The organism is Streptomyces sp. SLBN-8D4, from assembly GCF_049739545.1.
Classification (GTDB): Bacteria; Actinomycetota; Actinomycetes; order Streptomycetales; family Streptomycetaceae; genus Streptomyces; species Streptomyces canus_C.
This window is the reverse complement of the sequence record NZ_JBMGQC010000001.1, coordinates 4,895,686-4,917,189: the sequence shown is the minus strand read 5'-3', so window position 1 is coordinate 4,917,189 and position 21,504 is coordinate 4,895,686. Positions and strand designations below refer to the sequence as shown.

Annotated in this window: 15 protein-coding genes, 2 tRNA genes and 2 pseudogenes; 12 read left to right on the top strand and 7 right to left on the bottom strand. The window is 69.4% G+C overall.

Annotated elements, in window-relative coordinates; translation table 11 throughout:
• The 3 genes from yidD to rpmH are packed head-to-tail and all read right to left on the bottom strand — an operon-like array spanning position 1 to position 878.
• Positions 1–351, bottom strand: coding sequence for a membrane protein insertion efficiency factor YidD (gene yidD / locus RKD20_RS22215; protein ID WP_031036269.1), 351 nt, complete (start codon positions 349–351; stop codon positions 1–3).
• Positions 348–719, bottom strand: coding sequence for a ribonuclease P protein component (gene rnpA, locus RKD20_RS22210; protein ID WP_391176566.1), 372 nt, complete (start codon positions 717–719; stop codon positions 348–350). Before rnpA ends, yidD begins: the two co-directional genes overlap by 4 nt.
• A gap of 21 nt (positions 720–740) precedes the next feature.
• Complete coding sequence (gene rpmH, locus RKD20_RS22205) at positions 741–878, bottom strand: 50S ribosomal protein L34 (RefSeq protein WP_006381191.1); 138 nt, start codon at positions 876–878, stop codon at positions 741–743.
• A 383-nt stretch (positions 879–1,261) separates the two neighbouring features.
• On the opposite strand from rpmH, the gene dnaA reads away from it, so the two are divergent.
• Positions 1,262–3,229, top strand: coding sequence for a chromosomal replication initiator protein DnaA (gene dnaA / locus RKD20_RS22200; protein WP_424879254.1), 1,968 nt, complete (start codon positions 1,262–1,264; stop codon positions 3,227–3,229).
• A 12-nt stretch (positions 3,230–3,241) separates the two neighbouring features.
• Here the strand turns inward: dnaA and RKD20_RS22195 are convergent.
• Positions 3,242–3,494, bottom strand: a pseudogene (locus tag RKD20_RS22195) (histidine kinase); the annotation flags it as partial.
• An 870-nt stretch (positions 3,495–4,364) separates the two neighbouring features.
• Between RKD20_RS22195 and dnaN the strand changes: the two are divergent.
• The 8 genes from dnaN to RKD20_RS22155 all read left to right on the top strand — a co-directional run bounded on the left by dnaN (position 4,365) and on the right by RKD20_RS22155 (position 14,460).
• Positions 4,365–5,495, top strand: coding sequence for a DNA polymerase III subunit beta (dnaN, locus tag RKD20_RS22190; RefSeq protein WP_020119489.1), 1,131 nt, complete (start codon positions 4,365–4,367; stop codon positions 5,493–5,495).
• 245 nt (positions 5,496–5,740) lie between these two features.
• Positions 5,741–6,616: a phosphogluconate dehydrogenase (NAD(+)-dependent, decarboxylating) gene (gene gnd, locus RKD20_RS22185; RefSeq protein WP_424879253.1), complete on the top strand. Its 876-nt coding sequence runs from the start codon at positions 5,741–5,743 to the stop codon at positions 6,614–6,616.
• 52 nt (positions 6,617–6,668) lie between these two features.
• A complete protein-coding gene (gene recF / locus RKD20_RS22180) occupies positions 6,669–7,790 on the top strand; it encodes a DNA replication/repair protein RecF (protein WP_424879252.1) in 1,122 nt (373 codons plus the stop codon).
• The gene (locus RKD20_RS22175) at positions 7,787–8,338 is read left to right on the top strand and encodes a DUF721 domain-containing protein (protein ID WP_424879251.1); all 552 of its coding nucleotides are present in this window, start codon (positions 7,787–7,789) and stop codon (positions 8,336–8,338) included. The genes recF and RKD20_RS22175 overlap by 4 nt, the downstream gene beginning before the upstream one ends.
• Before the next feature lie 396 nt (positions 8,339–8,734).
• On the top strand, positions 8,735–10,783 hold the full coding sequence (gyrB, locus tag RKD20_RS22170) for a DNA topoisomerase (ATP-hydrolyzing) subunit B (RefSeq protein WP_424879250.1): 2,049 nt from the start codon (positions 8,735–8,737) through the stop codon (positions 10,781–10,783).
• A 42-nt stretch (positions 10,784–10,825) separates the two neighbouring features.
• On the top strand, positions 10,826–13,423 hold the full coding sequence (gyrA, locus tag RKD20_RS22165; RefSeq protein WP_424879249.1) for a DNA gyrase subunit A: 2,598 nt from the start codon (positions 10,826–10,828) through the stop codon (positions 13,421–13,423).
• Between the two features lie 18 nt (positions 13,424–13,441).
• The gene (locus RKD20_RS22160; protein WP_424879248.1) at positions 13,442–14,272 is read left to right on the top strand and encodes a DUF3566 domain-containing protein; all 831 of its coding nucleotides are present in this window, start codon (positions 13,442–13,444) and stop codon (positions 14,270–14,272) included.
• 111 nt (positions 14,273–14,383) lie between these two features.
• A tRNA-Ile gene (locus RKD20_RS22155) sits at positions 14,384–14,460 on the top strand.
• A gap of 427 nt (positions 14,461–14,887) precedes the next feature.
• On the opposite strand, the gene RKD20_RS22150 is transcribed toward RKD20_RS22155, so the two are convergent.
• A complete protein-coding gene (locus RKD20_RS22150) occupies positions 14,888–15,241 on the bottom strand; it encodes a DUF6344 domain-containing protein (protein ID WP_424879247.1) in 354 nt (117 codons plus the stop codon).
• Positions 15,242–15,579: 338 nt separating this feature from the next.
• Here RKD20_RS22150 and RKD20_RS22145 point away from each other — a divergent pair, with 338 nt between their 5' ends.
• Together RKD20_RS22145 and RKD20_RS22140 are read left to right on the top strand one after the other, a co-directional pair.
• The gene (locus tag RKD20_RS22145) at positions 15,580–15,708 is read left to right on the top strand and encodes a DLW-39 family protein (protein WP_003999697.1); all 129 of its coding nucleotides are present in this window, start codon (positions 15,580–15,582) and stop codon (positions 15,706–15,708) included.
• A 256-nt stretch (positions 15,709–15,964) separates the two neighbouring features.
• Positions 15,965–17,374, top strand: a complete 1,410-nt coding sequence (locus tag RKD20_RS22140) for a hypothetical protein (RefSeq protein ID WP_424879246.1) — start codon at positions 15,965–15,967, stop codon at positions 17,372–17,374.
• A 2,150-nt stretch (positions 17,375–19,524) separates the two neighbouring features.
• Here the strand turns inward: RKD20_RS22140 and RKD20_RS22135 are convergent.
• Together RKD20_RS22135 and RKD20_RS22130 are read right to left on the bottom strand one after the other, a co-directional pair.
• Positions 19,525–20,422: pseudogene (locus RKD20_RS22135) on the bottom strand (serine/threonine-protein kinase); the annotation flags it as partial.
• A 249-nt stretch (positions 20,423–20,671) separates the two neighbouring features.
• Entirely contained in the window at positions 20,672–21,220 is a 549-nt protein-coding gene (locus tag RKD20_RS22130) for a helix-turn-helix domain-containing protein (protein WP_020119478.1), read from the bottom strand.
• A 185-nt stretch (positions 21,221–21,405) separates the two neighbouring features.
• Between RKD20_RS22130 and RKD20_RS22125 the strand changes: the two genes are divergently transcribed.
• Positions 21,406–21,478 (top strand) — tRNA-Ala (locus RKD20_RS22125).
• Positions 21,479–21,504: the final 26 nt, after the last annotated feature.

Here is a 21,504-nt window from a genome sequence, read left to right as displayed (position 1 = left end):
TCATGCTCCTTGGGCATGGGACGGAGTCTCTGCGGCCGGGCTCGAAGGATTCTGCCCCTCGGTGGCCGAGGCGGCGGAGGGCCCGCCCCTACGTGCACGCCAGGCGTTACGCAGCATTTCGTGCCACCGCGGACGCTTGCGCGGCGGGACATGGTCCACACCGCCCAGCGACCACGGATTGCACCGCAGGATGCGCCAGGCGGTGAGTGCCGTTCCCTTGATCGCACCGTGCCGGTCGATGGCCTGGTAGCCGTAGTGGGAGCACGACGGGTAGTACTTGCACACCGGCCCCAGCAGCGGGCTGATGGTCCACTGGTACAGCTTGATCAGCGCCAGCAGCGGGTACTTCATCGTGCGCCCCCTCCCAGCAGCCGCTGAACGGCGGCATCCAGGTCTCGGGCCAGCTGTTCGTGATCGGCGTCGCCCGCCTCGGGCAACGCTCGTACGACTACCAGGCTACCGGGGGGAAACAGGAGGACCCTGTCGCGCATCAGATGGCGAAGCCTGCGCTTCACCTTGTTACGCACCACGGCACCGCCCACGGCCTTGCTCACGACGAAACCCGCACGCGGCGGGGGAGCGCTCTCCCCAGGCGCGTGCGGGTCCGTGGCACCGCTACGAAAATGGACGACGAGGGACGGGCGGCCGGCCCGGCGCCCTCGTCGTACTGCGGTCGCGAAGTCCTCGCGCCGCCTCAGCCGATGCTCGGTAGGCAGCACGACGTCATGACCTGATCGGGATCAGGCGGACAGGCTGGCGCGACCCTTGCCACGACGGTTCGCGAGAATCGCGCGGCCGGCACGGGTACGCATCCGCAGGCGGAAGCCGTGGGTCTTGGCGCGACGACGGTTGTTCGGCTGGAAGGTGCGCTTGCTCACTCGGGGGCTCCAGAAATCAATCGGTGGTGGCGGGTGCCGTCCTGGCTGTCACCGTGCGCCCACGAGTAGCTCGCAGTTACGCCCGTGTGCACCGCTTACCGATCACCTGACGCGATCTGTGCCCATCGGAGGCAGGCGGCAGCAGCCATCGACAACTCGACCTGGTTACGGTACGCGCGGCTACGCCATCCGGTCAAACCAGTGGTCACCGGGAGACACTATCCACAGGCTGGGGACAACAACTTGAACCGCACCCGTCGCCCTGACTACCGTGACTGAACTCCGATTCGTTCCGTTGACCCCTGTCTTTCGGCTCCACCCCATTTGAATCCCGACTCGTCCCACAACCACACGTTCGTGGGACCCGTGAGAGAGCGTGCCCTGTGGCTGACGTACCTGCCGATCTTGCCGCAGTGTGGCCACGCGTACTCGAGCAGCTTCTCGGTGAGGGCCGAGTCCAGGGTGTGGAGGCGAAGGACGAGCACTGGATCCGGCGCTGCCAGCCGCTCGCGCTGGTCGCCGACACTGCCCTGCTCGCCGTACCGAACGAATTTGCGAAAGGCGTACTGGAGGGCCGGCTGGCCCCGGCCGTCAGCGAGACGCTGAGCCGCGAGTGCGGACGGCCGATCCGCATCGCGATCACCGTCGACGACTCCGCGGGCGAGCCCTCGGCACCGCCCGCACCTCCGGCCCTTCGGCCCCAGTCGCGCTACGAGGAGCCGGAGCTTCCCTCCGGCCAGTACGACAACCAGTACGAGGGCTACGGCCGTCACCGCGCCGACGACTCCCACCAGGGCCGCGGCGAACAGCGACCCGGGCACCAGGGCGACCGCTCGCCCCGCCCGGACCAGCTCCCGACCGCGCGCCCCGCCTACCCCTCGGAGTACCAGCGCCCCGAACCCGGCGCCTGGCCGCGGCCGGCACAGGACGAGTACAGCTGGCAGCAGCAGCGGCTCGGCTTCCCGGAGCGCGACCCGTACGCGTCACCGTCACAGGAGCCCTATCCGCAGGAGCCGTACGGGCAGGAGTCGTACGGCCCCTCGTCGCAGGACTACCGCCCGCAGTCGATGGAGCGCCCGCCCTACGACGGCCCGCGCTCCGACTACAACCAGCGGCCGGAGTACGACAAGCCGCGTCCCGACTACGACCAGCCCCGGTCCGACTACGACCAGCGCGACAACCGCCGGGACCTGGCCGATCCGCAGTCCGGCTCCGGCCGTGTGCACCGCGGCGGTCCGGTCGGCTCCAACCTGCCCACCACCGGCGCCCCCGGCCCGCTGGCCGCGCAGCCCGCGCCGGCGACCGGCCCCGGCGAGCCCACCGCGCGGCTGAACCCGAAGTACCTCTTCGACACGTTCGTCATCGGCGCCTCCAACCGCTTCGCCCACGCGGCCGCGGTGGCGGTCGCCGAGGCTCCGGCCAAGGCCTACAACCCCCTCTTCATCTACGGGGAGTCGGGGCTGGGCAAGACCCACCTGCTGCACGCGATCGGGCACTACGCGCGCAGCCTGTATCCCGGCACGCGCGTGCGGTACGTGAGCTCGGAGGAGTTCACCAACGAGTTCATCAACTCCATCCGTGACGGCAAGGGCGACAGCTTCCGCAAGCGCTACCGCGAGATGGACATCCTGCTCGTCGACGACATCCAGTTCCTCGCGGACAAGGAGTCGACGCAGGAGGAGTTCTTCCACACCTTCAACACGCTCCACAACGCCAACAAGCAGATCGTGCTGTCCAGCGACCGGCCGCCCAAGCAGCTGGTGACGCTGGAGGACCGGCTGCGGAACCGTTTCGAGTGGGGTCTGATCACCGACGTCCAGCCGCCCGAGCTGGAGACCCGGATCGCGATCCTGCGCAAGAAGGCGGTCCAGGAGCAGCTCAACGCCCCGCCGGAGGTACTGGAGTTCATCGCGTCCCGCATCTCACGCAACATCCGTGAGCTGGAGGGCGCGCTGATCCGGGTGACGGCGTTCGCGTCGCTCAACCGGCAGCCGGTGGACCTGGGCCTGACGGAGATCGTGCTGAAGGATCTGATCCCCGGCGGCGAGGACTCGGCGCCCGAGATCACCTCGACGGCCATCATGAGCGCCACGGCGGACTACTTCGGCCTGACCGTCGAGGACCTGTGCGGCACCTCGCGCGGCCGCGCCCTCGTCACGGCCCGCCAGATCGCCATGTACCTGTGCCGCGAGCTGACGGACCTCTCGCTGCCGAAGATCGGCGCCCTGTTCGGCGGCCGCGACCACACGACCGTGATGCACGCGGACCGCAAGATCCGCAATCTGATGGCCGAGCGGCGCTCCATCTACAACCAGGTGACCGAGCTGACGAACCGCATCAAGAACGGCTGAGGTCGGCGGCGCTGCGGCGTCGGCCACGGCGGCCCGAGGCCGCGGTCCGCCAGGACCTTCGGTCGGATGCCGTGGAGGAGTTCGCACGGCGGCTCCGCGAGGGTCTCGCCCGCCGCGTCGTGGGACTTGGCCAACTGATCGGCGGGGTGCGTCGGCGGGGCCCCCGCCGAGGCACCAGGCCCAAGGTCATCGTCAAAGCAACCAGGCGCTGCCGGGCGCCGTCGTGCAGATCGCCTTCGATGCGCCGGCACTCCGCCGCCAAGGCGCGGCAACAGATCTACGGCGTCCAGGGCGCCCTGGGGACGAGGTCCCGGGCGCCCTTCGTCATGCCCGAGGTCACGTTGCCGTAGCCGGGTGTTCGATTCCCCGCAGGGTTACGGCCTCTCTCCACAGATCCGGTGACTTTTTCCCGTCCACATCCTGGGGACTGCGAAGTTGTCCAGATCGCGGTCCACAGGCTTGCTGGGGAAAGGCGATCAGGCCAGGTCAGGTGGCTGTGGATTGGTGGACGAAGGATCTCCACAGACTGTGGACAGCGAGAAGATCCACAGGCTGTGCACCGAGTTGTCCACCGGCAACCCACAGGTTGGAGCCGGTTGTCCCCAGCGATCAGCGGCTTCTCCACATGCCTGTCCACTGTTCGGCAACGCGACGCGCCTGATCACCGGGTCGAGTGAAAGGCGTCACACGAAGGTGCCGGGTTGGGCTGTGGGAAAGGCGGGTAAAGCTGGGGACGGCGCTGGGGAGAAGTCGCCTCAGGCTGTGCACGGAGTGTGCAGAACTTTCTGTTCTCCACAGAGACACCCGGTTGTCCACCGCCGTCGCCCACAGGGCCAGTGGACAAAATTCCTGCTCTGAGCTGGGAAAACGGGGTTATCCACGGTATCCACAGCCCCTACTACTACTCCCAACTAGAGAGAGCTGGGAATCCGTTTCGAAGTGGGGCCTGTGCACAACTCGCTGTCCGGCTCCCGACTGCCCCTCGTCACGACTTGACCCCGAGAGGCACCTACTGTCAGTGGGGTGCGTCAGACTGTTCCCCGGTGTCCTTCCCGGCACAGGGACCGACGACACCGAGACAGACGACGAAGCCAGGCAGGCCGAGCAGCGCCGGCAACAGCAGGAGGCGGCAACAGTGAAGATCCGGGTGGAACGCGACGTACTCGCGGAGGCAGTGGCCTGGGCGGCGCGCAGCCTCCCGGCCCGTCCGCCGGCGCCTGTCCTCGCCGGCCTTCTCCTGAAGGCCGAGGAAGGCCAGCTGAGCCTGTCCAGCTTCGACTACGAGGTCTCCGCGCGGGTCTCCGTGGAGGCCGAGGTCGAGGAGGAGGGCACGGTGCTCGTCTCCGGCCGCCTGCTCGCCGACATCTGCCGCGCACTGCCCAACCGCCCGGTGGAGATTTCCACAGACGGTGTACGGGCGACGGTGGTCTGCGGCTCCTCGCGCTTCACCCTCCACACCCTGCCTGTGGAGGAGTACCCGGCGCTGCCCCAGATGCCGAGCGCCACGGGCACCGTCCCCGGTGAGGTCTTCGCCTCCGCCGCCGCTCAGGTGGCCATCGCCGCGGGCCGTGACGACACGCTCCCCGTCCTCACCGGTGTGCGCATCGAGATCGAGGGCGACACCGTCACGCTGGCGTCCACCGACCGCTACCGCTTCGCGGTCCGCGAGTTCCTGTGGAAGCCGGAGAACCCGGAGGCGTCCGCGGTGGCCCTGGTGCCCGCCAAGACGCTCCTGGACACCGCCAAGGCCCTCACGAGCGGCGACAGCGTCATCCTGGCGCTCTCCGGTTCGGGCGCGGGCGAGGGCCTGATCGGCTTCGAGGGCGCGGGCCGCCGTACCACCACGCGTCTGCTCGAAGGCGATCTGCCGAAGTACCGCTCGCTGTTCCCGACGGAGTTCAACTCCGTGGCCGTGATCGAGACCGCCCCCTTCGTGGAGGCCGTCAAGCGTGTGGCTCTGGTCGCCGAGCGCAACACCCCGGTGCGGTTGAGCTTCGAGCAGGGCGTGCTGATCCTGGAGGCCGGTTCCAGCGACGACGCACAGGCTGTGGAAAGGGTCGACGCCCAGCTGGAGGGCGACGACGTCTCGATCGCCTTCAACCCGACCTTCCTGCTGGACGGCCTGAGTGCCATCGACTCCCCGGTGGCCCAGCTCTCCTTCACGACGTCCACCAAGCCCGCGCTGCTGAGCGGCAAGCCGGCCCTGGACGCCGAGGCGGACGAGGCCTACAAGTACCTGATCATGCCGGTGCGCCTCAGCGGCTGAGCATGCCGACCGGCCTGGACCGGCCGGCTGCTGGGGGTGTGGGGGTCGGCCCCCACAAGATCGCAGCATGCCGGTGCGCCTCAGCGGCTGAGCGTGCCCGGTGCGGCTGAGCGGCTGAGGCAAAGCCCCAGGTGAGGGCATACGTTTGAGCGCGTATGCCCACAGGTGTGCGTGAGCGTCCGGGTTTAGGCTCGTACGTGGGTACGAAGATGCCCCACACGCCACAGCAACCTAAGGAACAACTGATGGAGCTCGGTCTCGTCGGCCTCGGCAAGATGGGCGGCAACATGCGCGAGCGGATCCGCCGCGCAGGCCACACCGTGATCGGATACGACCGCAACCCGGACCTCGCCGATGTCCACAGCCTCAAGGAGCTTGTGGACGCGTTGCAGGGCCCGCGGGTCGTGTGGGTGATGGTCCCGGCCGGTGCGCCGACCCAGGCGACCGTCGACGAGCTGGCCGAGCTCCTGGAGCCCGGCGACGTCGTGGTGGACGGCGGTAACTCCCGCTGGACGGACGACGAGAAGCACGCCGAGGAACTCGCCGCCAAGGGCATCGGCTTCGTCGACTGCGGCGTCTCCGGCGGCGTATGGGGCCTGGAGAACGGCTACGCGCTGATGTACGGCGGCGACGCGGAGAACGTCGCCAAGGTGCAGCCGGTCTTCGACGCCCTCAAGCCCGAGGGCGACGCCGGAGCGGTGCACGCCGGCAAGGTCGGCGCGGGCCACTTCGCGAAGATGGTCCACAACGGCATCGAGTACGCGATGATGCAGGCCTACGCCGAGGGCTGGGAGCTCCTGGAGAAGGTCGACTCCGTGACCGACGTCCGGGAGGTCTTCCGTTCCTGGCAGGAGGGCACGGTCATCCGTTCCTGGCTCCTCGACCTCGCGGTCAACGCCCTCGACGAGGACGAGCACCTGGACAAGCTGCGCGGTTACGCACAGGACTCCGGCGAGGGCCGGTGGACCGTGGAGGCCGCCATCGACCACGCGGTGCCGCTGCCGGCGATCACCGCCTCCCTGTTCGCGCGGTTCGCGTCCCGCCAGGACGACTCGCCGCAGATGAAGATGATCGCGGCGCTGCGCAACCAGTTCGGCGGCCACGCGGTCGAGACGAAGTAATCCACAGGGCTGTCACCACAGTCCACAAGCTGGGGGAGGTCGGCGACCGACCATGCACGTCACGCACCTGTCGCTGGCCGACTTCCGCTCGTACGCCCGGGTCGAAGTCCCGCTCGACCCGGGCGTCACCGCGTTCGTGGGCCCCAACGGGCAGGGCAAGACGAACCTGGTCGAGGCGATCGGCTACCTCGCCACCCTCGGCAGCCACCGGGTCGCCTCCGACGCTCCCCTGGTTCGCATGGGCGCCGACCGCGCGATCGTCCGGGCACAGGTCAGACAGGGCGAGCGGCAGCAGCTGGTCGAGCTGGAGCTGAACCCCGGCAAGGCGAACCGGGCCCGCATCAACAGGTCCTCGCAGGTCAGGCCCCGTGATGTGCTCGGGATCGTACGTACGGTGCTGTTCGCGCCGGAGGACCTCGCGCTGGTGAAGGGCGATCCGGGTGAGCGGCGCCGCTTCCTGGACGAGCTGATCACCGCGCGCTCCCCGCGCATGGCAGGCGTCCGCTCCGACTACGAGCGGGTCCTCAAGCAGCGCAACACCCTGCTGAAGTCGGCCGCCCTCGCGAGGCGGCACGGCGGCCGCTCCATGGACCTGTCCACCCTCGACGTGTGGGACCAGCACCTCGCGCGCGTGGGCGCCGAGTTGCTCGCCCAGCGGCTCGACCTGATCGCCGCGCTCCAGCCCCTGACCGACAAGGCGTACGAACAACTGGCCCCGGGCGGCGGCCCGGTCGCCCTGGAGTACAAGCCGTCCGCGCCCGGCGAGGCACACACGCGCGAGGACCTCCACGAGCAGCTGATGGCGGCGCTCACCGAGGTGCGCAAGCAGGAGATCGAGCGGGGCGTGACCCTCGTCGGACCGCATCGGGACGATGTGAATCTCAAACTCGGTCAGCTGCCCGCCAAGGGATACGCCTCGCACGGCGAGTCCTGGTCGTACGCGCTGGCGCTGCGCCTCGCGTCGTACGACCTGCTCCGGGCCGAGGGCAACGAGCCCGTGCTGATCCTCGACGACGTGTTCGCCGAACTGGACAGCCGTCGCCGTGAGCGGCTGGCCGAGCTGGTCGCGCCCGGTGAGCAGGTCCTGGTGACGGCGGCGGTCGAGGACGACGTGCCACACGTCCTGACGGGCACGCGGTACGCCGTGTCCGAGGGGGCGGTGGAGCGCGTATGAGCGACGAAGCACGCCCCGCCGAGAACGCCGAGAAGCCCAAGGCCGCCGAACCCTCCGGCGTCGACCTCGCGCGCGTGGCGCTCCGGGCGGCGAAGGAACAGGCACGCGCGCGTGGGGACGCGGCTCAGCAGAAGCGGCAGGCGCGGCGCGGTGGCGGTCTGCGCTCCGGCGCGCGCGCCGACGGACGCGACCCCATGGCGTTCGGCGCCGCCATCAACCGCCTGATCACCGAGCGCGGCTGGGAGACGCCGGCGGCGGTGGGCGGAGTGATGGGGCGCTGGCCGCAGATCGTGGGCGAGGACGTGGCCAAGCACTGCGAGCCGGAGAAGTACGACGAGGACGAGCGGGTCCTGGTGGTGCGCTGCGACTCGACGGCCTGGGCGACGAATCTGCGGCTGCTCGCGCCGCAGTTGGTGGCACGGCTGAACGAGGATCTCGGGCACGGCGCCGTGAAGTTGATCAAGGTGAACGGCCCCGGCGGGCCCCCTCGTCGCTACGGTCCGCTGCGTGCCCCAGGCAGCGTGGGACCCGGTGACACCTACGGGTGACAGACATCACATCAAGGGCGTCGGCGGTGCCTTCGGGGCGCCGCCGACGCCTTTGTCGTGGCACTGCACGCGGTCGCGAATTCCGACCTGACTCCCAAGTAGCCAAGGCTTGACAGCCAGAAGCGCTGAAAGCCTGCGTGAGCCTCTTGGAGCCCCGCTCCGTATATGGGGACCCGGAAGACGCCGGTTCAGGGCGGCACATGCGGACTCAGGTACCCGCAAACCCCCATCAGTGTCGGCGCTACCGGTAGACTGGAAGCCAATCCCGCCCCGCCCGTGGGGACCGCCCGGGAGAAGCTGAGCAACGCTGATCAAGGCTTACCAACGCAACATGCCGCAGCCGCTCCGGCAACCCGCCGACGAGCCCGGCTCGTGCTGTGCCAGAAAGGGCGCTTCGTGGCCGATTCCGGCAACCCCAACGAGAACATTCCGTCCACCGACGCCGAGGCGACCTCGTCGAACGGCGAGGTAACCGCCTCGTACGACGCCAGCGCCATCACCGTCCTCGAGGGTCTGGACGCGGTCCGCAAGCGACCCGGTATGTACATCGGCTCGACCGGCGAGCGCGGCCTGCACCACCTGGTGCAGGAAGTCGTCGACAACTCCGTGGACGAGGCACTGGCCGGCCACGCGGACACCATCGACGTGACGATCCTCGCCGACGGCGGCGTGCGCGTCATCGACAACGGCCGCGGCATCCCGGTGGGCATCGTCCCGTCCGAGGGCAAGCCGGCCGTCGAGGTCGTGCTGACCGTGCTGCACGCGGGCGGCAAGTTCGGTGGCGGCGGCTACGCGGTCTCCGGCGGTCTGCACGGCGTGGGTGTCTCCGTCGTGAACGCCCTGTCGACCAAGGTGTCCGTCGAGATCAAGACCGACGGCTACCGCTGGACGCAGGACTACAAGCTGGGCGTGCCGACGGCCCCGCTGGCCCAGCACGAGGCCACGGACGAGCACGGCACCACGGTCACCTTCTGGGCCGACCCGGACATCTTCGAGACCACCGAGTACTCCTTCGAGACGCTCTCGCGGCGCTTCCAGGAGATGGCGTTCCTCAACAAGGGCCTGCGGATCAACCTCACCGACGAGCGCGAGTCGGCGAAGGCCACCGCCGGCGCGGACGAGGCGGGCGAGGACGAGAAGCACGAGGTCAAGACCGTCTCGTACCACTACGAGGGCGGCATCGTCGACTTCGTGAAGTACCTCAACTCCCGCAAGGGAGAGGTGGTCCACCCCACCGTGATCGACCTCGAGGCCGAGGACAGGGACAAGAGCCTGTCCCTCGAGCTCGCGATGCAGTGGAACGGCGGTTACAGCGAGGGTGTGTACTCCTTCGCGAACATCATCCACACGCACGAGGGCGGCACGCACGAAGAGGGCTTCCGCGCCGCGCTGACCTCGCTGATCAACAAGTACGCGCGCGACAAGAAGCTGCTGCGCGAGAAGGACGACAACCTCACGGGTGACGACATCCGCGAGGGTCTGACCGCGATCATCTCGGTGAAGCTGAGCGAGCCGCAGTTCGAGGGCCAGACCAAGACCAAGCTGGGCAACACCGAGGTGAAGACCTTCGTCCAGAAGGTCGTCTACGAACACCTCACCGACTGGCTGGACCGCAACCCCGTCGAGGCCGCGGACATCATCCGCAAGAGCATCCAGGCGGCCACCGCGCGCGTGGCGGCCCGCAAGGCCCGCGACCTGACCCGTCGCAAGGGTCTGCTGGAGACCGCGTCCCTGCCGGGCAAGCTCTCCGACTGCCAGTCGAACGACCCCACCAAGTGCGAGATCTTCATCGTCGAGGGTGACTCCGCCGGCGGCTCGGCCAAGTCCGGCCGTAACCCCGAGTACCAGGCCATCCTCCCGATCCGCGGCAAGATCCTGAACGTCGAGAAGGCGCGGATCGACAAGATCCTGCAGAACCAGGAGATCCAGGCACTGATCTCCGCCTTCGGCACCGGAGTCCACGAGGACTTCGACATCGAGAAGCTGCGCTATCACAAGATCATCCTGATGGCGGACGCCGACGTCGACGGCCAGCACATCTCCACCCTGCTGCTGACCTTCCTGTTCCGCTTCATGCGGCCGCTGGTCGAGGCCGGGCACGTGTACCTCTCCCGTCCTCCCCTGTACAAGATCAAGTGGGGCCGGGACGACATCGAGTACGCGTACTCCGACCGCGAGCGCGACGCACTGATCGAGATGGGCCGCCAGCGCGGCAAGCGCATCCGCGAGGACTCCATCCAGCGCTTCAAGGGTCTCGGCGAGATGAACGCCGAGGAACTGCGCGTGACCACCATGGACCAGGAGCACCGCGTCCTCGGCCAGGTCACCCTCGACGACGCCGCCCAGGCGGACGACCTGTTCTCCGTCCTGATGGGCGAGGACGTCGAGGCACGCCGGCAGTTCATCCAGCGCAACGCCAAGGACGTCCGCTTCCTCGACATCTGAGTCGGTCTCAGCTGACCGCACCAGGAAGGATCTTCACCCGCAATGGCCGACGACATCACCCCTGCCACCCCCGAAGCAGGCGGCATCATCGCCCAGCGTGTCGAGCCCGTCGGGCTCGAGACGGAGATGCAGCGCTCGTACCTGGATTACGCGATGTCCGTCATCGTGTCCCGCGCGCTGCCGGACGTCCGGGACGGCCTCAAGCCCGTCCACCGCCGCGTCCTGTACGCCATGTACGACGGCGGCTACCGCCCCGAGCGCGGCTTCTACAAGTGCGCGCGCGTGGTCGGCGACGTCATGGGCAACTACCACCCGCACGGCGACTCCTCGATCTACGACGCCCTGGTGCGCCTCGCCCAGCCGTGGTCGATGCGGATGCCGCTGGTGGACTCCAACGGCAACTTCGGCTCCCCGGGCAACGACCCGGCGGCGGCCATGCGCTACACCGAGTGCAAGATGGCGCCGCTGTCCATGGAGATGGTGCGTGACATCGACGAGGAGACCGTCGACTTCACGGACAACTACGACGGCCGCTCCCAGGAGCCGACCGTCCTGCCGGCCCGCTTCCCGAACCTGCTGATCAACGGCTCGGCCGGTATCGCGGTCGGCATGGCCACCAACATCCCGCCGCACAACCTGCGCGAGGTCGCGTCCGGCGCCCAGTGGTACCTGGAGAACCCCGAGGCCTCGCACGAGGAGCTGCTGGACGCGCTCATGGAGCGCATCAAGGGCCCCGACTTCCCGACCGGCGCACTCGTCGTCGGCCGCAAGGGCATCGAGGAGGCGTACCGCACCGGCCGTGGCTCCATCACCATGCGCGCGGTCGTCGAGGTCGAGGAGATCCAGAACCGCCAGTGCCTGGTGGTCACGGAACTGCCGTACCAGACCAACCCCGACAACCTCGCGCAGAAGATCGCCGACCTGGTGAAGGACGGCAAGGTCGGCGGCATCGCGGACGTCCGGGACGAGACGTCGTCGCGTACGGGCCAGCGGCTCGTGATCGTTCTGAAGCGTGACGCGGTCGCCAAGGTCGTCCTGAACAACCTCTACAAGCACACGGACCTGCAGTCGAACTTCGGCGCCAACATGCTGGCGCTCGTCGACGGCGTCCCGCGCACGCTGTCCCTGGACGCGTTCATCCGGCACTGGGTGGCGCACCAGATCGAGGTCATCGTCCGCCGTACGAAGTATCGGCTGCGCAAGGCCGAGGAGCGGGCGCACATCCTGCGCGGTCTGCTGAAGGCCCTGGACGCCATCGACGAGGTCATCGCGCTGATCCGGCGCAGCGACACCGTCGACATCGCGCGCACGGGCCTGATGGAGCTCCTGGAGATCGACGAGATCCAGGCCAACGCCATCCTCGAGATGCAGCTGCGCCGACTGGCCGCCCTGGAGCGACAGAAGATCGTCCAGGAGCACGACGAACTCCAGGCGAAGATCACCGAGTACAACGAGATCCTCGCCTCGCCGGTGCGCCAGCGCGGCATCGTGAGCGCCGAACTCGCCGCGATCGTCGAGAAGTACGGCGACGACCGCAAGACCATGCTGGTGCCCTACGACGGCGACATGTCCATCGAGGACCTCATCGCCGAGGAGGACATCGTCGTCACGGTCTCGCGCGGCGGCTACGTCAAGCGCACCAAGACCGTCGACTACCGCGCCCAGAAGCGCGGCGGCAAGGGCGTACGCGGCACGAAGCTCAAGGAAGACGACATCGTCGACCACTTCTTCGTCTCCACCACGCACCACTGGCTGCTGTTCTTCACCAACAAGGGCCGCGTCTACCGGGCGAAGGCCTACGAACTGCCGGACGCCGGGCGGGACGCGCGCGGACAGCACGTCGCCAACCTGCTGGCCTTCCAGCCGGACGAGGCGATCGCCGAGATCCTCGCGATCCGCGACTACGACGCGGCGCCGTACCTGGTGCTCGCCACAAAGGCGGGTCTGGTCAAGAAGACGTCACTGAAGGATTACGACTCTCCGCGTTCCGGTGGTGTCATCGCCATCAATCTGCGGGAGCGCGAGGACGGTTCGGACGACGAACTGATCGGTGCCGAACTCGTCTCGGCCGACAGTGATCTGCTTCTGATCAGCAAGAAGGCGCAGTCGATCAGGTTCACCGCTTCGGACGACACCCTGCGTCCCATGGGCCGTGCCACCTCGGGTGTCAAGGGCATGAGCTTCCGCGAGGGCGACGAGCTGCTCTCGATGAATGTTGTTCGACCCGGTACGTTCGTGTTCACTGCTACGGACGGCGGGTACGCGAAGCGGACCCCCGTCGACGAGTACCGCGTCCAGGGTCGCGGCGGCCTCGGCATCAAGGCTGCCAAGATCGTGGAAGACCGCGGATCGCTCGTCGGAGCGCTGGTGGTCGAGGAGACCGACGAGATCCTCGCCATCACGCTGTCCGGCGGTGTGATTCGTACGCGAGTCAGCGGAGTCAGGGAGACGGGCCGTGACACCATGGGCGTCCAACTGATCAACCTGGGCAAGCGCGATGCCGTGGTCGGCATCGCACGTAACGCCGAGGCGGGGCGTGAGGCGGAGGAGGTCGAAGGCGATGTGGCCGACGACGAGACCGTCGAAGGTGCCGCCGAGACCATCGGCACGGACGAGGGTGAGGCACCCTCGGCCGAGTAGCACGAGGAGTGAGTCATCGTGAGCGGAGCCACGGGCGCCGGATCGACCGGAACCTCTAGGGGGCCGACCCCCGGCACGGAGGCGGACGGCGGCGGCCGTGGCTCTGCCGCGCGTGCGACGGACGCGCGGGCCGCGGATGCGCGGACTCCGGAGGCGCGGCCGACGGAACCGCATCCGACAGATACGCACACGACTCAACTCAAGGCGATCAAGCCGCCCGCGACGGAGTCGCGCTCGCCCGAGGCTCGTGGATCCCAGGGGGGACCTGTGACGGACACCCAGCCGCCGGCCCAGCCGACGGCGCCCGCCGCACCGCCGCAGGCTGCGGTACAGCCCCAGCCTTCGCCCTCTCCGCTGCCGGGGGAACGGCAGCCGCAGCAGCAGGCCGGCCCGTACCACCCGCCGCAGGCCTACCCGACACAGGCCGCCCAGGCCGGTGCCGTACGCCGTCCGCGCACCGGCGCGCGCACCATGCCCCGTACCCGCAAGGCACGTCTGCGGGTGGCCAAGGCCGACCCGTGGTCCGTCATGAAGGTCAGCTTCCTGCTCTCCATCGCGCTCGGCATCTGCACGATCGTCGCGGCCGCCGTGCTGTGGATGGTCATGGACGCGATGGGCGTCTTCTCGACGGTCGGCGGGACGATCGCCGAGGCAACCGGCTCGAACGAGTCGAACGGCTTCGACCTCCAGGCGTTCCTCTCCCTGCCGAACGTCCTGATGTTCACGTCGATCATCGCGGTCATCGACGTCGTCCTCGCGACGGCGCTCGCGACCCTCGGCGCGTTCATCTACAACCTCTCCGCGGGCTTCGTCGGTGGCGTCGAGCTGACGCTGGCCGAGGACGAGTAACCCTGCCTCAAACGTGCGGGGGCGGTCCTCGGGGAACCGATTTTGGGACTGCCCACGTCGTGCGCTAATCTTCAGGAGTCAGCGCGCGGGACACACTCCGCAGAGCGCGGCGGGGCTATAGCTCAGTTGGTTAGAGCGCATCCCTGATAAGGATGAGGCCACAGGTTCAAATCCTGTTAGCCCCACCAGCACGAAGACCCTCAGCCGATCACGGTTGGGGGTTTTTGTCATCTACGGCGGACGCATGGCTTGGGGATGCTGCCAAGCGTGTCGAGTCGGTCAGGGTGACCAGGCGTGGGTGGTCATGGCCGACCCCGTAGGCGGCGAGCTCTGTGTCTCGGGCCATGGTGTCGGTGCGAAGCCCTGAGCGGCTTGAGCACGTGCAGGGGCTGGTGAACACGGATGGTGTGTTCATCATGTGCGGTGTCCTTCGGAGTGCGTCCCGCAGGTGTTTCCGTGCGGTGCGGTGTGCGATGTCGTCACTTCTTCGGCGCTGCTTCGAGGCGTCTGCGCTGCGTCTTTGCTGCATCGTCGCTGCTTCTTCGGTGCGTGTGCGGTGCGTCTTCAGTGGGTCTTCGGTTCGGCTTGGGTGGTTCTCGGGCGGGGCGGTGGGCTTCAGGTGCAATCCGCGCCGGCCGCTTCGGCTGTGTCCGCTTCCGTGCCCGGGTGAGTGGCCGTGTCCGCGGCCGTGTCCGTGTCGGGGAGGGAGCGGGGGCGGCAGCTGGGAGTCTTTCCGTGGGCCTCCGCCCGGATGCGCTGCTTCATCGTGGGGGGCAGGGACCTGGCGTAGGACCAGAGGCCCTGGGAGATCGCCGGGGGCTCCGGATGTGCGACGGTGCTGTTGCCGGCCGGCTGGGTCTGCGGTACGGCAGCGGCTGCGGTCGTCGTGATGAGTCCGAGCGCCGTGAACAGCGCGAGGACGGCGGTGATGACGACGGTCCACAGCTTCATGACCTTGTTCCGGGCCATGGTCCCTCACTTTCGGGTTGGGCGATTTGCGTACTTTCCTCATGATGTGTATGGGCGCCGTGAAATCACGGACCTGAGCCTGTGGCGCGTCGATCTTCAGATGAACACCACACGGATGGGTGCATGAAGGGAGAAAAAGTGGAGAATCGGTGCGAAAGAGGCTGAAGTGACCGTGCGGGGGGTGTGATCACCCGCTGATCGGAGGTCCCTGTTCCGCTTCTACTGGGCCGTTCCCGACGGGAGTTGAGGGCCCGGACGCAGGTCACCGATCGGTATCGGTCGGTGTGTATAGTCGGGCGCCAGAGGTCCCCTACGTCAAGGAAAGACGAGGTCGCGCGGTGAAGAAGCTTCTCCTGGTCGCACTGGCCGCCATCGGCGGGCTCCTCGTGTACCGCCAGATCCAGGCGGATCGCGCCGAGCAGGATCTGTGGACGGAGGCGACTGACTCCGTGCCCACGGGTTCGTGAGGACCGACATCCGGTTCTGAGCAGACCCCGGCCGTTGTTGCGGTCGGGGTTTTGTGTTGTCCGGGGCCAGGTTCGGTGCCGGAATCAGCGGCGACCGGGGGTTTCGGACGGTCGTACGGATTGCGAGGGTGGGCGGCGGCCCGGCGGCCCGGCGGGGCAGGATGGGCCAGGCCCGCCCGGCCGCACGGGCGGGCATGGCGCATCGGTGACGGTCGGTCGTAGGAGCTCGGGCGCGGGCACGGAGGGGTGGCGCGGGATGGGGCGGCGGTGTACAGCGTGGTGGCGGGTGGCCGTCGTGACGGTCGCGGGGGTCGTGCTGGGCGCGGTGGGCGGTGCGCCGGGATCTGTCGGCTTCGCCGCGTCGGCCGCTCCCCTCAGGTCCCCCTCGGCTTCTCCTTCTTCGTCAGTCACGGCTTCGTCGTCCACTACGGCCTCCTCCTCGACCACGGATTCCGCGTACGCCTTCGCCGAGGGAGCCCCATCGGTCAGGGCAGCTACGGACACCGGGGACGCCGAGCGTCTTGTCCCCGGCACCACGTACCGGAGTTCGCTGCCGAGCGAGGGCAAGGTCTACTACCGCCTCGTACTCGACGGCACGTCGACCGCGTACGTCGCCGCGACGGCCGTACCCCCGGCGGACACCGTGGTCACCCCGACAGAAGGCGTCAGGGTGTCCGTACAGGACGCCGACGGCCGTACCTGCTCCGCGCCGGACACCGCCAGCATCGGCGCCGGCCGCAGCCCGCGACCTCTCACCGTGTGGGGCGTGCGTCAGCTCCCGTCGAGCCGGTCGCTGTGCCGGGGCGCCGGTACGTACTACGTGGTCGTCGAGCGGGTGCTGCGCACCGAGTCCTCGCCGGGCGACTGGGACCTGGAGCTCGCGCCCGTGCTGGAACCGCGGCTGCGGGAGGCCGGTTCGACCAGTGCGCCCGAGGCCTGGGACTCGGCCACGCCCTCGCCTCTCGGCGGTAAGGCCGTACGGCGGCGGGGCGGCGGGGGCTTCACCTCGGCGACCGCGCTGGAGCAGGGGGCCTGGCGCGACGACGTACGGCCCGGACAGACGCTGTTCTACAAGGTGCCCGTCGGCTGGGGACAGCAGGTGTACGCCACGGCCGATCTGAGCAGCGCGGGCGGTGGCGGGGCGGGTGGGGGCTTTGTGCCGGGGGGCGTGAATCTGGCGCTGTACAACCCCGTGCGCGGCCTCGTCGACGACACGAGCATCAGTTACAACGGCAGCCAGAAGTCGGGCGCGCTCGCTGCCCTGCCGCCGGTCGGGTACGACAACCGGTACGCCGTTTCCGACCGGGTGGGCGGGATGCGGTTCGCCGGGTCGTACTACCTCGTCGTGCATCTCGCCGCGCGGGTGGGCGAGCAGTTCGGGGACGGGCCGCTCGGGCTGACGCTGCGTGTGCGGGTGAAGGGGCAGGCGACGGCCGGGCCCGCTTATGCGGGGCGGTCCGAGCCTTCTGGGATCTTCCAGGTGGGGCTTCTCGGGCGGGGCTCGGGGGCGGTGGGGGACGCGGGTTCGAGCGACGCTGGTGGGAACGGCGGTGGCGGCGCCGGGATGAAGCTGCTGGCCGTCGGGGGGATCGGGGCGGGGACCTTGCTCTTGGTGGTCCTCGGGGTGTGGGTCGTGGCGGGGCGGCGGAGGGCTGCCGGGGTGTAGGGCGGCGGGGCGGAGCGGCTCGGGGCCGAGCGAGTCGGGTCTCGGGGGCTTCGGATTGTCCAGGTTTCAGGGGTGTATGTGCCGGGGCCTTGGGGGTGCCGGAGCTCGGAGCTGGGTGTCCGGGCTGAGTACGGCTGCTGTGCGGACGGGCGGGGCGACTGACTGCGATTCCCGGGCTGCGGGTGGGTCAGGACAGGACTGTGGGGCTGCCTGGGGCCGCGACCGCTCAGGAGGCCGGTCTGTCGGCGTGCCGGGCCCTCAGATCTGGGTGAGCGCCCAGAACCCCACGGCGTAGCAGGCCAGGGCCAGGAGCAGGAGAGGGATCGCCACCTTTGCGGGCGGGCCACTGCGGCGTGCTCGCGAAATCGACCTGGCGGGGAGTGGAACCTGCGGGCTCTGAGCGGTGTACGAAGCAGTAGAGGTATCAGCGTGGAGCTGGTGCGGGGCCGGTGCCGGAGCCCGCGTGGGGAAGCGTGGGGCGTGGGGTTGGGGGGAGGGCAGGACGTGAGTGGAGGGTGTGGGGTCGTGGGGGGAGACGTAGGCGGAGTGTGCCGGGGTGGCAGGCCGGTGCGGTTGTGCTTGGGCCTGTGGATGCGGGTGGCGGTGGCGCGGTTGTGGCTGGTGCTCCGGTGGAGTGGGGGGCTGCGAACGGGAGTCGGTGGGCTGGGGCGGCGGCAGGTGGAAGCTGCCGGTTTCCGACGCCGAGGATGGGCCGTCAGCGGAAGCGGGCCAGGGGGTCCCTTGGTCTGTGGTGGGGGAGGACGCGTTGGTGCCGGTGTTCGGATGGGTAGCGGGGGCGGCGGTACCCGGGGAGTGCGGAGGGCCGGCCTCGCGGGGCCAGGACGTCTGGTCGGCCTGTTCGGGCCACGGTGCCGGGTGCGATTCCCTGGGCCAGGACGCCGAGTTCGCCTCCGCGGGCCAGGCGGGCGGGTTGCCTTCAGCAGGCCGAGATACGGGTCTGCTCTCCCCTGGGCGCCGGGAGACGTCGCTGCCCTCGCCGGGCCAGGACTGGTCGCCTCCTCGATCGGGCCAGGACGACTGGTTTCCCCCACCGGGCCAGGAGGCCGCCCCGTACGCTTCGCCGGGCCGGAACCCAGGCCCGTTCGGCTCACCAGGTTGGTAAGCGGGGCCGTTGGCGTCGCCGGGCGGGTAAGCGGGCCCGTTCGCGTTGCCGGGCTGGTAAGCGGGCCCGTTCGGCTCACCGTGCCCGTGGGCGGCCCCGTTCGCCTCGCTGGGCTGGTAAGGCGCCTCGCTTGCCTCGTGGGGCTGGGGAGGAATGCCACCTGCCTCGCTCTGCCAGGAGGGCACCCCGCCTGGCGCCTCGGGGTGGGAGGACCGTCCGTTTCCTTCACCGGACCAGTTGGGCGCTCCGCTTGCCTCCCGGGGCCGGGAGGGGGTGGGCCCATCGCCTGGCTGGACGGAAGGCCCGCCTGCTTGATCAGGCCGGAATCCCGCCGCGTTGCCATCGCCGGACCAGGAGGGGGCCACGCTCGGGTCCTCGGGCTGCGAGGCGGACGGCCCACTGTCTGCGCCGGGCCGGGGAGGGGTTCCGCTCGCTCGGCCAGGCCGGGGCTCCAGCCCGTTTCCTTCGTCGGGCCAGGAGGGGGCCCGCTCCGCCTCCCCAGCCCGGAAGACGCCCGGCCCATGCCCTTGGCCGGACCGGAAGTAGGCCTCGCCCGCGTCACCAGGCCGCGGCCCCATCCCATGTCCTTGTCCTTCACCGAACCAGGAGGGCGCCTCACCCCTCTCACCTGGCTGGGAAGCCCCGCCGCCGTTGCCCTGACCAGGGTCCGAAGGCCACTCACCGACCTCACCAGCACCGCGCGCCCCACCGCCACCGGCCCCAGAGCCGGCCCCAGCATCAGCACCAGGTCCAGCAGCACCGCCAGACGTCCTACCGGCACCTGATTCAGCAGCGGCACCGGATCCAGCACTAGCGCGAGTCCCAGCAGCACCACCGGACCCAACACCAGCCCCGGGCCCAGCAACACCACCGGCTCCGACACCGAAACCGGACCCGGCGCCGCCGGCGCCCGCGGAAGGAACCCCGCTCCTCCCACCACCCCCGAACGAACCGCCGCTCCCCTCACCCATTCCGAAGGCCGTCGCTCCCCCTGTCCCGGACCCCCCGTTCCGTGTCCGGTTCGGGTCCACGCCCGGTGCCTGCTTGAGGGGGCCTGCCGGGCCGAACCCGGGGGGCAGGGGGCCGAGTTGGTCGAAGATTTCGATGGTCTCGTCGTCGGGGCCGGGGTCAGAGAGGAGTTCTCTGGCGGCGGCGAGGGCTTTGCGGGCCCCCGTGGCGGTGCGGAAGCGTGCGTGGGGGTCCGGCTGGAGGAGAGAGGCCACGACCTGCCAGAGCGGTTCGGGGACGCTCTGGGGCGCGCCGGGGGTGCCGTGGGCGGCGAAGTACTGGATGAGCGCCTTGGCGTCGGGCTTGGCGCCCTCCAGGAGGTACAGCGCGACCAGGCCGACGGCGAACAGGTCGGCGGGGAAGTCCGGTTCCGCGCCCATCATCTGCTCGGGGGCGAGATAACCGGGCGTGCCCACGACGAGGTTGGTCTCGGTCAGGCGGGGTTCGCCCAGCCGCATGGCGATGCCGAAGTCGGACAGCCGCAGCCGCGGGCGGGCCGTGCCGGTGGCTTCGAGCAGGATGTTGGCGGGCTTGATGTCACGGTGCACGACACCTTCCGCGTGCACCGCGGCCAGCCCCGCGAGGAGTTGGTCGAGCAGGGTGCATACGAAGGCGGGCGGCAGGGGGCCGTAGTCCCCGATCAGATGGACCAGCGAGCCGCCGGCGACCAGGTCCATGGTGAACAGGACCTTGTCGTCGTCGGCGGCCCAGCTGGCGGGCGCGAGGACATGGGGGTGGTCGATCCGCAGGGCCTGTTCGCGGACGAAGCGCAGCAGGGAGTGGGCGTCGCTCTGCAGCAGGACTTTGGCGGCCACGTAGCGGCGGCGCCGGTGGTCCCAGGCACGCCAGACGGCGCCGACGCCTCCGCGTCCGATCGGATCGGCCAGTTCGTACCGGCCGGCGAACACCTCGCCCATGACTGTGTGTCGCTCCTCCCCCTGCGGCTACTCCCCGGGTTACCCCCCTTGCTTCCCCCTCGATGAGCGATACGACCCCTCGCGGCCTCCCGGATGAGAGATACGGCCCCGTGTTCCTCGTCCCCTCGGCGGCCGACACACCCCCGTATGTCGCCCGCCGGTGAGGAGCGCGACCCCCCGCGCTCCTCCCTGGCACCGGCACCGCCCCGGCCCGGCTGCCGAACCCCCTTCGGTGACCGGGCGGACGGCTCAGTTCTGGTGGGACTGGTAGTGCGTGACCGCGTCGGAGGTGCGGCCGGCGCCGTAGACCCGGAGGAACTCTGCCAGTTCCGGGTGGGTCGGGGCGAGAGTGTCGGCGGCGTCGATGATGTCTCCGGCGGCGGCGACCGAGCGCAGCAGCGACTGGATCTCGCGGACGACCCGCTTGACCGTCGGCGCACCCGAACTGCTCGTCGTGGTCGTGGTGTTGCTGAGCACCGAACCCCCCTGCGACTTCTTGATCTCGTCCATGCGCTCCGTCGCCTCGGCCGCGCTCACGCTGCCGTCCGCGACCTGCCCCGCCAGGTCCTGCAGCAGCTGCACCCGCTGGACCACGGCGGGATTGCCGATCTTCGCCCGCTGACCGCTCATCAGCTGTGACAGCATCGGAGCGGACAGTCCCAGCACCCCCGCGAGACGGGCCTGGTTGAGGCCCAGGTCCTCTATGAGCTTACGGAAGAGCGCCCCCAGCGGCTCCCCGTACCAGTTCCGCTGCAGTTCCCGCGCTCTTGCGGTCGCTTCCTGCTGTGCGGCGTCCATGTGCGTCTCCCCATCGCTTCCCCAAAAAACCGTGGTTCGCGACAGCGAACCACGCCGAGCATCTTACGGAGAGTGGTCGTTCGCGGGGACCCCCAATCCCTTTTGCGGAATCCTGGGGGTGACCCGGTACTCTGGTCTGCGACGCCCACCGGTACGTGGTTCTTCCGGCGGACGTTCCTCTTCCCGGGGCCTTAGCTCAGTTGGTAGAGCGCTGTCTTTGCATGGCAGATGTCAGGGGTTCGACTCCCCTAGGCTCCACCCCAGGAATCCCCTCCGACCTGCGA

Coding starts and splice junctions, on each gene's coding strand:
- recF (WP_424879252.1), top strand. CDS start 6,669: ATGCACGTCACGCACCTGTCGCTGGCCGACTTCCGCTCGTACGCCCGG.
- gnd (WP_424879253.1), top strand. CDS start 5,741: ATGGAGCTCGGTCTCGTCGGCCTCGGCAAGATGGGCGGCAACATGCGC.
- gyrA (WP_424879249.1), top strand. CDS start 10,826: ATGGCCGACGACATCACCCCTGCCACCCCCGAAGCAGGCGGCATCATC.
- RKD20_RS22130 (WP_020119478.1), bottom strand. CDS start 21,220: ATGGACGCCGCACAGCAGGAAGCGACCGCAAGAGCGCGGGAACTGCAG.
- yidD (WP_031036269.1), bottom strand. CDS start 351: ATGAAGTACCCGCTGCTGGCGCTGATCAAGCTGTACCAGTGGACCATC.
- RKD20_RS22150 (WP_424879247.1), bottom strand. CDS start 15,241: ATGGCCCGGAACAAGGTCATGAAGCTGTGGACCGTCGTCATCACCGCC.
- RKD20_RS22140 (WP_424879246.1), top strand. CDS start 15,965: ATGGGGCGGCGGTGTACAGCGTGGTGGCGGGTGGCCGTCGTGACGGTC.
- RKD20_RS22175 (WP_424879251.1), top strand. CDS start 7,787: ATGAGCGACGAAGCACGCCCCGCCGAGAACGCCGAGAAGCCCAAGGCC.